Source organism: Bacillus sp. N1(2025), assembly GCF_053470005.1.
Genome location: NZ_JBLTJB010000006.1, coordinates 94,415 through 108,661 on the forward strand (window position 1 = coordinate 94,415; position 14,247 = coordinate 108,661).

The 14,247-nt window shown below is 44.9% G+C and carries 14 protein-coding genes; 8 read left to right on the forward strand and 6 right to left on the reverse strand.

The features are described from left to right. Nucleotide 1: 1 nt before the first annotated feature. Both ACNFN4_RS14825 and mreBH read right to left on the reverse strand, forming a co-directional pair. Nucleotides 2–136, reverse strand: coding sequence for a protein YkpC (locus tag ACNFN4_RS14825; RefSeq protein WP_003154559.1), 135 nt, complete (start codon nucleotides 134–136; stop codon nucleotides 2–4). A gap of 71 nt (nucleotides 137–207) precedes the next feature. Further along, entirely contained in the window at nucleotides 208–1,215 is a 1,008-nt protein-coding gene (mreBH, locus tag ACNFN4_RS14830) for a cell shape-determining protein MreBH (protein ID WP_014417632.1), read from the reverse strand. Between the two features lie 270 nt (nucleotides 1,216–1,485). On the opposite strand from mreBH, the gene ACNFN4_RS14835 reads away from it, so the two are divergent. The 5 genes from ACNFN4_RS14835 to ade all read left to right on the forward strand — a co-directional run bounded on the left by ACNFN4_RS14835 (nucleotide 1,486) and on the right by ade (nucleotide 6,664). Beyond that, a complete protein-coding gene (locus ACNFN4_RS14835) occupies nucleotides 1,486–1,770 on the forward strand; it encodes an AbrB/MazE/SpoVT family DNA-binding domain-containing protein (protein WP_024085249.1) in 285 nt (94 codons plus the stop codon). Between the two features lie 172 nt (nucleotides 1,771–1,942). After that, complete coding sequence (locus ACNFN4_RS14840; RefSeq protein ID WP_014417634.1) at nucleotides 1,943–3,247, forward strand: ATP-binding protein; 1,305 nt, start codon at nucleotides 1,943–1,945, stop codon at nucleotides 3,245–3,247. A 1-nt stretch (nucleotide 3,248) separates the two neighbouring features. Beyond that, entirely contained in the window at nucleotides 3,249–4,076 is an 828-nt protein-coding gene (locus ACNFN4_RS14845) for a gamma-glutamylcyclotransferase (protein ID WP_014417635.1), read from the forward strand. 40 nt (nucleotides 4,077–4,116) lie between these two features. Beyond that, nucleotides 4,117–4,782, forward strand: a complete 666-nt coding sequence (gene ktrC, locus ACNFN4_RS14850; protein WP_003154554.1) for a Ktr system potassium transporter KtrC — start codon at nucleotides 4,117–4,119, stop codon at nucleotides 4,780–4,782. Between the two features lie 148 nt (nucleotides 4,783–4,930). Further along, nucleotides 4,931–6,664: an adenine deaminase gene (ade, locus tag ACNFN4_RS14855; RefSeq protein ID WP_106067847.1), complete on the forward strand. Its 1,734-nt coding sequence runs from the start codon at nucleotides 4,931–4,933 to the stop codon at nucleotides 6,662–6,664. Nucleotides 6,665–6,695: 31 nt separating this feature from the next. Here ade and rnjA read toward each other — a convergent pair whose 3' ends face one another. Both rnjA and ACNFN4_RS14865 read right to left on the reverse strand, forming a co-directional pair. Then, nucleotides 6,696–8,363: a ribonuclease J1 gene (gene rnjA, locus ACNFN4_RS14860; protein ID WP_003154550.1), complete on the reverse strand. Its 1,668-nt coding sequence runs from the start codon at nucleotides 8,361–8,363 to the stop codon at nucleotides 6,696–6,698. Between the two features lie 5 nt (nucleotides 8,364–8,368). After that, nucleotides 8,369–8,578, reverse strand: a complete 210-nt coding sequence (locus ACNFN4_RS14865; protein WP_003154548.1) for a DNA-dependent RNA polymerase subunit epsilon — start codon at nucleotides 8,576–8,578, stop codon at nucleotides 8,369–8,371. A gap of 354 nt (nucleotides 8,579–8,932) precedes the next feature. On the opposite strand from ACNFN4_RS14865, the gene ACNFN4_RS14870 reads away from it, so the two are divergent. Then, nucleotides 8,933–9,706: a Cof-type HAD-IIB family hydrolase gene (locus tag ACNFN4_RS14870; protein WP_031378771.1), complete on the forward strand. Its 774-nt coding sequence runs from the start codon at nucleotides 8,933–8,935 to the stop codon at nucleotides 9,704–9,706. A gap of 34 nt (nucleotides 9,707–9,740) precedes the next feature. On the opposite strand, the gene def is transcribed toward ACNFN4_RS14870, so the two are convergent. After that, entirely contained in the window at nucleotides 9,741–10,295 is a 555-nt protein-coding gene (def, locus tag ACNFN4_RS14875; protein ID WP_003154544.1) for a peptide deformylase, read from the reverse strand. 112 nt (nucleotides 10,296–10,407) lie between these two features. Further along, nucleotides 10,408–10,587, reverse strand: a complete 180-nt coding sequence (locus ACNFN4_RS14880; protein ID WP_007409651.1) for a YjcZ family sporulation protein — start codon at nucleotides 10,585–10,587, stop codon at nucleotides 10,408–10,410. A gap of 244 nt (nucleotides 10,588–10,831) precedes the next feature. Between ACNFN4_RS14880 and ACNFN4_RS14885 the strand changes: the two genes are divergently transcribed. Both ACNFN4_RS14885 and fabD read left to right on the forward strand, forming a co-directional pair. Further along, nucleotides 10,832–11,470 (forward strand): YkyA family protein, encoded by a 639-nt coding sequence (locus tag ACNFN4_RS14885; protein ID WP_448200289.1) that lies wholly within the window; start codon nucleotides 10,832–10,834, stop codon nucleotides 11,468–11,470. A 466-nt stretch (nucleotides 11,471–11,936) separates the two neighbouring features. After that, nucleotides 11,937–14,243 carry an ACP S-malonyltransferase gene (gene fabD / locus ACNFN4_RS14890; RefSeq protein ID WP_448200277.1) on the forward strand — a complete coding sequence of 769 codons (2,307 nt, stop codon included), beginning with the start codon at nucleotides 11,937–11,939 and terminating at the stop codon, nucleotides 14,241–14,243. Nucleotides 14,244–14,247 lie beyond the last annotated feature (4 nt).

Here is a 14,247-nt window from a genome sequence, read left to right on the forward strand (position 1 = left end):
TTTACGGGTGATTCAGTTTTACGGCGCCGCCGGCCGGAGAATGGGGCATATTGGCCAGTGAAATGCTCATACCCCCCAAAATAATTCCGCTTAAAATGACGGCTACTGCTACGCGTCTTCCCACATCTCTAAGCATATGCTTCCTCCTTAATGTTTCTCCAGTTCTCACAATATGAGCCGGCCGGAGAAAAAAGAAGCACAATCTTATTATTTAATCGCTTTTTGCAGCTTGTCGATGACGTCTAATGAACGCCCCGTGCCGATAGCCACTGATTCAAGCGGATTTGCCGCCAAATGAACGGGAACGACGATTTCTTCTGTCAGCCATTCTTTCATCCCGTTTAAAAGGGAGCCTCCGCCTGTTAACACGACGCCGCGGTCAACAATATCACCGCTGAGCTCCGGCGGGCAATCTTCAAGTGTCGCTCTGATCGCTTCAAGAATATGTAAGAGCGACTCACGCATCGCGTGCTGAATTTCATTAGACTGCAGTCTGATTGTCTTCGGCAGACCGGTTACAAGGTCACGGCCGCGGATTTCCATCGTTTCCGGCACATGTTCAATCAATGCAAAACCGATTTCCATTTTCACTTGTTCTGCCGTACGTTCCCCGATCAGCAGGTTGTATTTTTTTCTGACGAACGAGGCGATATCTTCATCAAGCTGGTCGCCGCCGATTCTGATCGAATGGCAGGATACGACGCCCCCGAATGAGATAATGGCGACTTCAGTCGTACCGCCGCCGATATCTACGACGACGTTTGCGACCGGCTCGTCAACAGGGAGGTCGGCCCCGATTGCAGCGGCTACGGGTTCTTCAATCAAGTGAACGTTTTTCGCTCCGCAGTTTTTGACAGCGTCACTGATGGCGCGGCGTTCAACGGCTGTTGAGCCTGAAGGCGTGCAGACGACGACATTCGGTTTGCGGAAAGTCATTCCGATTTTTTTTCCGGCTTTTTTCATAATGTGTTTTAATAAGTCAGTTGTCATATCATAATCAGCAATGACACCGTCTTTCATCGGCCGTACGGCGACGATTTTCCCCGGCGTCTTTCCGATCATGCTTTTGGCATCCGTTCCGATGGCAAGCACCGCTTTCGTTGTTGTATCTACAGCGACAACGGAAGGTTCGTTTAAAATAATTCCTTTATTTTTACTGTAAACAAGTATATTAGCGGTTCCTAAGTCGATTCCGATCTCAGTTGATTGAAACATGTTTTCACCCAATCCCTATCCTGATTTAATTGATTCTACATTTAAAGTTTCTGAGAAAAACCACGATTTTTGGGGGTTTCCGCCGGGAATGAAATGTTTTTGTAAAAAAGGAGGGAAAGTCTGTATCCCATATTTCAAAAGGATTTTCTTCTGTAAAAAAACATTCAGTTCCGGATGCTGAGAAACTTTTGCTCCGTTCCTTTCGTCTACGTTTATGAAGGATTTTCCTTGGACATAAAGAAGAGACATTAAAGGAAGTAGGGGATTTCTATGAAATCAATTGGTGTAGTAAGAAAAGTAGACGAACTCGGGCGTATTGTCATGCCGATTGAATTGAGAAGAGCATTGGATATCGCTATTAAAGATAGTATTGAATTTTTCGTTGACGGAGACAAAATTGTCTTAAAAAAATACAAGCCGCACGGCATTTGCTTAATGACGGGGGAAATTACCTCCGAAAATCAGGAGTACGGCAACGGCAAAATTATTTTAAGTCCTGAAGGAGCGAAAATGCTGCTTGAGGAAATCGAGGAAGCGTTAAAAGATAGATCATAATCAGCAAAAAGGGCGGAGCATCATTCCGTCCTTTTATTATGAACTTGTGCAAAAACTCACGGGAAAAGTAAGCGAACCTGCTCAATTAATTGGGAATAGTTATCATTTTTTAGTCAATAATGCAGTCAACAATGTTACAATATATGTAGAAATGCTAGCGGCAGGTGGGACTATGGGAAAATATCAAGCGCGTATCATTTCCTTAATCTTGGCAATGATTTTTATTATGTTTTGGGATTATTTATTTTATATGATTGAACGGAATCCGATTAACTGGCCAGTTGACATCACCTTTACCGCCGTCACATTAATCGGCGTCTGGCTGCTGGCTTATTATGTGGATAATAAAAAGCAGCTGCTGGCGGAGCTGAAGGACAGCGAGCAGAAAGCAAAGGCGCTTTCAGATGAGAAAAACCGGATCATGGACAATCTGCAGGAAATCGTTTTTCAGACGGATGCACAAGGGAATATTACATATTTGAATCAAGCCTGGACGGCGATTACGGGCCACTCCATCAGCGAATGTATGGGCACGATGTATAATGATTATTTTATAAAAGAAAAACATATCATTGATTATATTATCTCCCAAATCAAGCAGCAGTCCCCGTCAGGAATGTTTACGGCCAAATATATTAAAAGAGACGGCTCGATCTTTTGGGGAGAAGTCCATTATAAGCTGTATTATGACCGCAGACAGAAATTTGTCGGAAGCCTGGGGACGATGTCTGATATCAGTGAACGGAAAAAAGCGGTTGACGAGCTTCTGGAGACGAACGAACGCCTTGCCATGCAATCTCAAAAGCTGGCCATTGCCGGGGAGCTTGCGGCAGGAATCGCCCATGAAGTAAGAAATCCTTTAACGTCAGTCAGCGGCTTTCTCCAGCTGATGAAAGCCCAGTATCCGGAAAGAACGGATTATTTTGATATTATTTTTTCGGAGATTAAAAGGATTGATCTCGTGCTGGGGGAGCTGCTTCTGCTCGCCAAGCCGCAGACCGTGACGTTTACCGCTCATCATCTCAACCATATTTTAAGGCAGGTGGCGACGCTTCTTGACACGAACGCGGTGCTGTCGAACACTGTGATTGAGAAGGATTTCAGGCAGACTGAGTCCTGTATGGTCAACGGTGACGAAAACCAGCTGAAACAGGTATTTATCAATATTATTAAAAATGCGATTGAAGCGATGCCTGACGGCGGGAATATTCATATTTATACAAAACGGGATGAAGAATACGCGGTGATCAGCATACAGGATGAAGGGAACGGCATGTCGAAAGAAAAGCTTGAAAACATCGGGAAACCGTTTTTCTCAACAAAAGATCAGGGAACGGGTCTCGGTCTTCCGATTTGTTTACGAATTCTGAAGGAGCATAATGGTAAACTTAACATTAAGAGCAAAAATGGAGAAGGCAGTACGTTTCAGGTGATTCTGCCGTTAGAAGCGGCTGCTGTCCAAAAGGAGGAAAAATAACTTGCTTCTTTTTGTATACGGTTTGTTACGGAAGCGTGAAGAAAACCATGAACTGCTGAAAGGCGCTCCGTGTGTGTGCGAGCAGGCCGCGATAAACGGTGTGCTGTACGAAACGGATAAAGGTCAGCCTGCGGCGTCTTTAGCAGAAACAGCTTTTGTGTACGGGGAATTGTATGAAACAGATCATCAGATGATCCGTAAGCTGGATGCGTATTATGCTGATTTTGATCGGAAAGAGGTTGCCGTGACGACGGATGCCGGGAATAAAACCGCCTTCGCATATGTCGTAAAGCCCGGCCAGTGTGCCTCATTCAGCCGTATCAAAAGCGGAGACTGGAAAGAATACCGTTTTATGAAACGGGAGGATGACAGTCCGGTTTATTATTTCGCTTACGGCTCCTGTATGGACAATGCCCGGTTTAAACAGGCGGGGGTCGACCACTTTTTTGCCGAGCCGGTCGGAGGGGCGGTTGTTGAAGGGTATTCGACCAGATTCACGTTAAGGCGTCCTGACGGTTCCAGAGCCGATCTTGTTGAAGACGGGGGACGAACTGAAGGCGTGCTGTACAAGCTCCCGTTTGAAGCGGCAACCTATCTGTACAAAAGAGAAGGTGTTGATAACCACACATACCGTCCAGCATTCATAGAAGTGTGTGCCGGCGGCCGTGTATACAGAGGCGTCCTGACGTTTCTCGTTCTTGATAAAGCTGAGGAAATTGCGCCTCCGGGTCACTATCAGGAAGAAATCGAACGCGGAGCGGACCTGTATTTATCGCCCGCCTTTTCAGAAAAGCTTAAACGCTATATGAACTCATTGCCGAAAATGTGATACTATTCCTATTAGAGATATTGTTTAAAGGAGTACTGTTATGAGAAAAGAGTTTGCCGTTATCGGTCTCGGACGCTTCGGCGGAAGTATTTGCAAAGCATTAAGTGAAGAAGGCCTTGAGGTCATGGCAATGGATATTGATGAAGATAAAGTAAATGAATACGCCAAAATCGCATCACACGCGGTCATCGGCGATTCAACCGATGAATCGGTGCTGAAAAACTTAGGGCTGCGCAACTTTGACCACGTCATTGTGGCAATCGGCGAAAATATACAGGCGAGCATTTTAACGACGCTGATCTTAAAGGAACTCGGCGTGAACACGATCACGGTTAAAGCGCAGAACGATTATCATGAGAAAGTGCTTGCGAAAATCGGGGCCGACCACATCGTCCACCCTGAACGTGACATGGCAAAACGCATCGCCCACAACATCGTATCAAATAATGTGCTTGATTATTTGGAGCTGTCCGACGAACACAGCATTGTGGAGATCGTGGCCAACAGCAGGCTTGCGGGCAACACACTGCTTGACCTGGACATCCGGGCGAAGTACGGCATTAATATCGTGGCCATCAAGAGAGAAAAAGAAGTGATCGTATCTCCGCTGGCGACTGAAATGATCCAAAAAGAAGATATTCTCATCGTTATCGGCTCTCTTACGGACATTTCCCGATTTGAAAAAAGAGTGCTTCATACAAAGTGAAAAGCCGTCCGTAAAAGGACGGTCTTTTATTATGTCAGAATAGTAAGACATTTATCGTGTAAGCGGTATTTTCTGCGATTTTTATTGACTATGATCAAGCGATCCGATAGCATATTGTACCATATAAAGAAAAAGAGGAGGCCTCATTTTGAACAAAGAAACACTGGCTGAACGGCTGAATGCATCAGCCGGCAGACAAAAAGCCGATACCGTCATTAAAAACGGAAAAATCATGGATGTATTTAACCAGGAATGGATTTCTGCAGATATCGCCATTACGGACGGAGTGATCGTCGGGCTGGGCGAATATGAAGGGGAAGAAGTTATTGATGCAGAAGGCCAAATGATCGTTCCGGGCTTTATTGACGGACATGTTCATATCGAGTCCTCTATGGTTACTCCGATTGAATTTGCTAAAGCTGTCCTCCCACACGGAGTGACTACTGTCGTTACTGATCCTCACGAAATTGCGAACGTTTCCGGAGCAAAAGGCATTTCTTTTATGATAGAGCAGGCGAAAAAGGCGCCGCTGAACATCCGTTTCATGCTTCCTTCCTGTGTTCCCGCCGCTAGCTTTGAACGCTCAGGAGCCGTATTAAAAGCCGAGGATTTAAAGCCTTTTTATCAGGAGAAAGAGGTGCTCGGACTTGCGGAAGTAATGGATTATGTGTCTGTTGCGGAAGGTGAAGAGGATATGCTTCAGAAACTGCTTGATGCCAAGCGTCACGGAAAACGGATCGACGGGCATTTAGCCGGACTCTCTTCAGATATCATCAATATATATAGAACCGCAATGGTGTCAAATGATCATGAAGTGACGACAAAAGAAGAAGCGCTGGACAGAATCAGACGGGGAATGTATGTCATGCTGCGCGAAGGATCGGTGGCAAAAAATACGCTCAATGTGCTGCCGGCGGTGAATGAAAAAAACGCGCGGCGCTTTTTCTTTTGCACGGATGATAAGCATGTAGATGATCTGCTTTCAGAAGGAAGTGTGAACCACCAAGTCAAAATGGCGATGAAGGCGGGACTTGATCCATTCCTTGCGTATCAGCTTGCCAGCTTAAATGCGGCTGAGTGCTACGGTCTTGAAACAAAAGGGGCGGTAGCGCCGGGTTTTGACGCAGATCTGCTGTTCATTTCAGATGTACGGGAGGCTGCCGTCACGAAGACCATGGTCGCCGGCCGGACCGTTGCCGAGAATGGACGCACGGTTTATGAACAGTCTGCCGGTTCCTATTCGCCGGACCAGGCGCTGTTGGATACAGTGCGGCTGAAAGCGCCGCTGACTGAATCGGATTTTCATATACCGATTCAAGAGGGCAAGACAATGAATGTAATCGAAATGATACCGAATCATTTGGAGACGAGAAAAAAAGAAGTGCCTGCACCGTCTGTTGACGCGTTTCGTCCTGATACAGAAAATGATTTATTAAAAATCGCCGTCGCAGAGCGGCACAGCGGCGAAAAAATGATAGGACTCGGGATTGTACAAGGGTTCGGGTTAAAAGAAGGCGCCATCGCCACAACCATTTCTCACGATTCCCATAATATCATCGCCGTCGGTACAAACGATGCCGATTTGGCAAAAGCAATCAACAGGCTCCGTGACACCGGAGGAGGATTAACAGCCGTGAAAAACGGAGAATTGCTTCACTCCGTTCCGCTTCCGATCGCCGGGCTTTTGTCTGATAAGTCGGCGGAATGGGTCAATGACAGCTTGGGCGTGCTTCATGAAAAGCTTCCGCTGCTCGGATTCACCGGTGATTTCAATCCGTTTCTCACATTATCGTTTTTAGCGCTTCCGGTGATTCCGGATATTAAAATGACAGCAGCCGGTCTGTTTGATGTCAAAGCCTTTCAGCATATTCCGCTGCAATAAAAAAACTGCACTCGTAATGAGTGCAGTTTTTTTAGACCTCCATAATGATCGGAAGGATCATCGGGCGGCGTTTTGTTTTTTCGTATAGGAACGGAGCAAGCGTATCGGTAATTTCGTTTTTAATTTCGGACCACTGCGTTGTTTTCCGATCCATTACTTTCTCCAGATGGTTCGAAATGAGCTGCTGCGCGTCATTGATCAAATCACCGGATTCTCTCATGTATACAAAACCTCTTGAGATTAAATCAGGTCCCGCTGAAACCTTAAAGTCGTCCATATTGATGCTGACAACAACGATAACAAGGCCTTCTTCTGAAAGAATGCGGCGGTCGCGGAGCACGATATTGCCGATATCACCGATTCCGCTTCCGTCAATGTAAACGGAGCCGGACGGAATTTTGCCTGCCACAGCGGCTTCTTCGCCTTTGAGGGCCAGCACTTCGCCATTATCCATGATAAAGCAGTTTTCTTCGGGTATGCCGCAATCAGTCGCGAGTTTGACGTGCATTTTCTGCATTCTGTACTCACCGTGAATCGGCATAAAGAACTTCGGTTTGATCAGGCGGAGCATTAATTTCTGCTCTTCCTGTCCGCCGTGTCCGGATGTATGAATGTCATTCAATGAACCGTGAATGACTTCTGCGCCCGCACGGTACAGCTGGTTGATGGTGCGGCTTACGCTGATTGTGTTTCCGGGAATCGGAGAGGAAGAAAAGACGACCGTATCTCCGGGATTAATGGAAATCTGCCGGTGCGTCCCGTTAGCGATGCGTGATAACGCCGCCATCGGTTCACCTTGGCTTCCCGTACATAAAATCGTTACCTTATTGGCAGGCATACGATTGATTTCGTTATGCTCAATAAACGTATTTTTAGGACAGGTAATGTAACCGAGATTTTGTCCGATTTCAATAGCCGATTCCATACTGCGTCCGAATACGGCAACTTTTCTGCCGTTTAAAACGGCTGCTTCAATCACCTGCTGAAGACGGTGTATATTCGAAGCGAATGTCGCAAATATAATTCTGCCGTCCACTTTTCGGAAAATATCGTGAATGCTTTCGCCTACGCGGCGTTCTGACATGGTGAAATCAGGAACCTCACTGTTTGTACTGTCAGAAAGCAGGCACAGAACGCCTTCTTTCCCGATTTCAGCCATCTTAGTCAAGTTTGCCGGTTCGCCTACCGGTGTGAAATCGAACTTAAAGTCCCCGGTATGTACGATATTGCCCGGCGGTGTTTTGACGACGATTCCGTATGAATCCGGAATGCTGTGTGTCGTTCTGAAGAAGGATACAGACGTCTTGCGGAACTTCACGATGTCGTCTTCACCGATGATGTTTAATTTGGTCTGTCTTAACAGCCCGTGCTCTTCAAGTTTATTCCGAAGTAAGCCGATCGCGAGTTTACCGCCGTAAACGGGAATATTTACTTGTCTGAGCAGGTACGGAATACCGCCGATATGGTCTTCGTGACCGTGGGTGATAAACAGACCTTTAATTTTATCTTCATTTTTTACTAAATACGTGTAATCGGGGATTACGTAATCAATGCCGAGAAGTTCATCTTCCGGGAACTTGATTCCCGCATCAATCAGTACAATTTCATCCTGAAACTGCACCCCGTACGTATTTTTCCCGATCTCGCCCAATCCGCCGAGGGCGAAAACGGCAGTCTGGTCATTTTTTACAAATTTCATTCCGCTCATAACTCCAATACTTTAAAATTTTCGCTCTGCTTCTCATATTCTAAAAAAGCACCGTCCACAGGCTGAACAAATTCAATGTTGTATTTCTGATCTTTCAGTTTCGTTCTGACGTCCCGTTCTGAAACGCCCTCAATGTAAAGTGAATCTGTTTTTTCCCGAACAGGTACTTCGTCAGCCTTCTCTTGATAAAATACCTTATAAATCATCCAAATCTCTCCTTAAATGCCGTATGTTAGACTCGCTTATTCTATTATATTCGAAAACGGATTATAAGGAAAGTCTCGAGCAAAAAAGGGACTTTCAAAAACCGAAAGATCCCTTCTACGCGATGACTTTTTTCCGGAGCATTCCGCCCCACTGTCTTCTGAGTTTCTTCCGTAATCGGCGCAGCATCGTATACCTCCTTTGAAGCCCTTTATAGCAGTAGTATGCGGAAAAACTGAATTTGTTTTCGTGGGTAAAACTGGAATTTCATCAAGGCGGTTTTCCGGAAGAAAAACTTTCTGTATGATGATATTGAAAAAGACACGACTGATAAACGGGAAAAAGGAGAAATTGACATGAAACCAAAATTGATTTTTTTTGATATTGACGGCACGATCTATGACCATGATAAACATATTCCCGATAGCGCAAGAAACGCCGTGACGGCGCTTAAAGAGGCTGGCCATCACGTTTTTATCGCCAGCGGAAGGTCCCCGTTTATGGTAAAACCGATTCTGGAAGAGCTTGAGATTGAATCATTTATTTCATACAACGGCCAGTATGTCGTATTTGAAGGTGAGGTCATTTATAAAAATCCGCTTCCTGAAGATGCAGTTGCGCGTTTATTAAAGCAGGCGGCAGAAGGGGAGCACCCCGTCGTATTTATGGCGGAAGACACGATGAAAACGACCGTCCCCGGACATCCGCACGTCTCGGAAGGAATCGGCAGTCTGAAAGCGCCTTATCCCGAAGTTGATGAAACATTTTATAAAGGAAAAGAAATTTATCAGCTGCTTTTATTCTGCCGCGGTCATGAAGAAAAAGCATATGCCGCTTTTCCGGAGTTTGATTATGTCCGCTGGCATGAATTGTCAACGGATGTGCTTCCGAAAGGCGGTTCAAAAGCGGAAGGCATTAAAAGAGTGCTTGAGCGGCTTCCGTACGGGGTAAGTGACACTTATGCATTCGGCGACGGACTAAATGACCTTGAGATGATCCGTTTTGTCGGCACCGGGGTGGCGATGGGAAATGCGGTTCCGGAATTAAAAGCTGCCGCCGATTTCGTCACAAAGCCGGTGGATGAAGAGGGAATCAGCTGGGCCGTCAAAGAACTGGGCCTTTTGAAATAGAGAAAACCGGCACTTTGGGAAGTGCCGGTTATTTTTAACGGTCAATGGCAATGGCGTTTTCAGGTTCTTTGAACGGATTTTCTTTGTCGATATGGTCGTAAAACATCACGCCGTTCAGATGATCGATTTCGTGCTGAAACACGATGGCCGGAAAACCTTTGAGACGGATGTCAATCTGTTCTCCTTCAAGCGTCACCGCCTTTACGCGGATGCGGGCGTAGCGCGGCACATAGCCGGGAATGGGTTCGTCTACCGACAGGCAGCCTTCTCCGCTCGTCAAGTAGCTTTTTTCCACTGAGTGGCTGACGATCTTAGGGTTAAAAAGAGCATAGCTGTATAAAGTGCCTTTCGCATCTTCTGCATGGACGGCGATCATCCGTTTTTTTACGTCTGTTTGCGGAGCGGCAAGACCGACGCCCGGACGAAGCTTGTATTTCTCGGCTAATTCAGGATTTTGGCTGTTTTTCACAAACTCAATCATATCAGCAAGATGCTGTTTTTCTTCGTCAGAAGCGGGAAGCTGAACCTCTTCAGCGATCTCTCTGAGCGCGGGATGTCCGTCGCGTACAATATTTTCCATAGTAATCAAGAAACTTCACTCCTAAAGCTTAATATGTAAATTATAGCGAATTTCTTTATCGCGGCGCAACGAAACAATTGGCCGGCCATAGCAGGCCGGCCGATGTTCATGGTGTATAAGGTCAGCAGCCGCAGCCTAAATAAGCGGCACCGACGATGATTAATAAGATAAACAATACGACGATTAATGCGAATGTGCGGCCGTATCCGCCGCCGCAGCCGTAACCGTAACCGCCGCCATAACCATATCCGCCGCCGCAACAACCGCCGCCAAATCCGCCGCCAAATCCATATCCGTACATAAAAAAACCTCCTCTTTTAATTACGCTGACCCTCTGTCAGCAGGGCCGGCGTCTACTATAAACTATGTAAAAGCCAAAAAGATGTATGGTCATCCGCCCTGTTTTCTCAATTTTTTACGCAAGTATTCTTTGAAAGCACCGTAAGCGTCTTTACCCGGTCATGCCAATTACAGCTCAGCTATTGTCAAAAAGCGTTCGGGCTTCTATAGTGGAAATTGTCAAGATTGGGGGATTTTAAGTGAATATGATTCAAAAAAAGTTATTAGCAGGAATCGGAGCGCTCGGCGCCGCAAGTATGCTGCTTGCCGGCTGCGGGGGAAAAGATCCGGTTGAATCGCTTCATGACTCGATGGAAAAAGCCGTTCAAGCGGAAAAACCGTTTCAAAAAGAGCAGAAAACATTAGAAAAATTGGAGAAAAAAGAGCATCAGCTATACGACAGCGCGGTTAAACTGAATATGGATGATTACCAGAAAATTGTCACACTGTCTGATCAGGCTCTGAGCAATGCAAATCAGCGAAAAAAACATCTGAAAGCAGAAAAAGACAGTATTGATGATTCAAAACAAGCGTTTGAATCCGCAAAAAAAACTTCTCAAGAAATAAAGGATAAGAAAGTAAAAGAAAAAGCCGGGCATGCGGTCGCTTTAATGGAGAAAAGGTATGCATCTTATGACCTTTTGTACAAAAAGTACGAAAAAGCCATTTCACTTGATAAGGACCTTTATAAACTGATTAAAGATAAAAAGCTCACATTAGCGCAGCTGGAAGAGCAAATCAGCAAAGTAAACTCAGTTTACGAAAAGGTGCATAAACAAGCAGATGAGTTCAATCAATTTACTAAAGACTACAACAAAGAGAAAGAACTATTATTCCGCAAATAGTATAGTGAAGGCATATCGGCATGGGCTGATGAACTGATAACAACCGAGTTCAGCCGCCTGTAAAAAGGCGGCTGAAGAATTGGTAAATACGTGTGTTTCCCATTGACAACAAGTAAATCATAGTATAGTATTTATTTAGGGAAATATTCACATAAAACCAATCGTTGTTTCGGCACGTTGGAATGTTTTTATTATATTGATATATATATATATATATAAAACAGAATGAAAATGTGATTTTAATTATCAGAAAATTCTATCTATTTATATTTACGGCAATATGATATTTGTACATGCTTTTTGCTTTTAAACCTTTATCCGGCATAAAGGTTTTTTTATTTTGCTTAGTAATGCTTATTAAGTAAGGGTGCTGAAAGTAAACGACAATTTTAAAATTGAAGTGAAAAACGTTTATCAAAATCGTAACGAAAAGAAACGGCAGAAATACGGAACAGGAGGAAAACAAATGCTTGCTTACGTCTTTCCCGGACAGGGAGCGCAGTTTAAAGGAATGGGCAGAGACTTATTCGATGAATTCGGTGAGCTCATTAAAAAGGCAGATCATATTTTAGGATACTCCATAAAGGATTTATGCCTTTCAGACGAAAAAGAGAGGCTGACTGATACGAAGTATACACAACCTGCAATTTATACAGTGAGCGCACTGCAATATTTAAAGGGTTTAAAAGAAGGTCATACACGTCCTGATGCTGTTGCAGGACATAGTCTGGGTGAATATACTGCGCTTTTTGCGGCCGGTGTTTTTAATTTTGAAACAGGTCTCCGGCTGGTTGCTAAAAGAGGCGAGTTAATGAGTGAGGCTTCCGAGGGCGGAATGGCTGCCGTGATCGGACTGGATGAGCACCACATAAAAAAAATACTTCAAAAGTATGAATTCGGCCAAATAGATATCGCCAATTACAATACATCTTCACAAATTGTGATAGCAGGGGCTGCAGAAGAGATAAAGCGGGCAGCCTCTTTTTTTGAAAAAGAAGGGGCGAAAGCTTATATCGTATTGCAGGTCGGCGGGGCTTTTCATTCTCGTTTCATGGAAAGTGCACAGCGTGAATTTGCGGAATTTATCGAGGGGTTTCATTTTTCTGAATTGAATTTCCCGGTCATTTCTAACTATACGGCAAGACCTTATAAACAAGAAGATATCAAACGGAATTTAATTGAACAAATAACAAACTCGGTAAAATGGACTGAAAGCATCAGGTATCTAATGGGACAAGGCGTCACTGTGTTTGAAGAGATCGGTCCCGGAAACATTCTGACTAAATTAATTCAAACCATACAAAGAGATGAGGAACCGCTTACTATCAGTGCGCCGGAAGACAGTCTCTTCTTTTCTGAAGGGAACAAGGACAATTCGGAAAGCGGGAAAGAGCATAGCCTCTTGGCCGAAAATATAGAGAGCGGTGCAGCTTCACCGGTGTCCCGATTGGGTGATCAATCTTTCAAAGAAGATTACGGTTTGACATACGCGTATTTGGCAGGTGCGATGCATAGAGGGATCTCTTCCGCTGAAATGCTGATCCGCCTCGGGAAGAAAGGAATGCTGGGGTTCTTTGGCACAGCGGGTTTAACGATAAGGGAAATTGAACAGGCCCTTATTTCTATTAAGAAGACACTCAAAAATGGCCAGCCCTACGGAATGAATCTGCGATTTGAGCCGGATCATCAAGATAGAGAAAAGGAATTGATAGATTTATATATCAAGCATGACGTACGAGTAATAGAAGCGTCTTCGTATCTTTCCGTCAGCGCGCCATTAATTTATTACAAAGCGCATCAGTTGAAGATAGACAAAAGCGGCAGCGTCATACCTCATAATCGGATCATTGCCAAAGTTTCACGGCCGGAAGTTGCGGCCGCATTTCTGAGTCCGCCTCCTCAAAGTATCGTAAAGAGAATGTGTCAGAACGGTATGCTGACGGAAGAGCAGGCGGAGTGGCTCAGCCGTATTCCGTTAGCAGACGATATCATTATTGAAGCAGATTGCGGAAGTAATACCGAACAGGGCTCATTGACGGCGATGCTGCCGTTTTTTGTTAACCTGCGGGATGAAATGATGGAAACACACAAATACGCAAGGAAGATAAGGATCGGGGCTGCGGGAGGAATCGGGACTCCCGAGTCTGCCGCGTCTGCTTTTTTAATGGGCGCTGATTTTATTATGACGGGATCCATTAATCAATGTACAGTTGAAGCCGAAACAAGCGGTTTTGTTAAAGAAATGCTGAGTGAGACAGGAATATGCGATACTGCTTATGCGCCTTCGGAGACTCTGTTTGAGTTCGGAACAAAGGTTCAGGTGCTGAAAAAGGGCACGCTGTTTCCGGTCAGGGCAAATAAATTATTTCAAATCTACCAACAATACGAGTCTTTGAATGAGATAGATGAAAAGACAAAGATTCAGCTCGAAAATGATTATTTTAACAAGACTTTTGATGAAATCTACGAAAGCATAATAGAAAAACAGCCGAACCTGGCCCAAAAAGCTGAGCGCAATCAAAAATATAAGATGCTGTTACTATTTAAGTGGTATTTGCAGAGAGGATGTCTGCTTGCTTTGGAAGGGCAGGAAGAACAAAAGGTGAATTTCCAAGTTCATTGCGGCCCGTCTTTAGGCGCTTTTAATCATTGGGTAAAGGGCACGGATTTGGAATCATGGAGAAACAGACATGTCGATGACATTGGTGAAAAATTGATGAATGAGACCGAAAGTCTGCTGAGGCGCAGATTGGATATGTTATTTCTACACTAAAGAA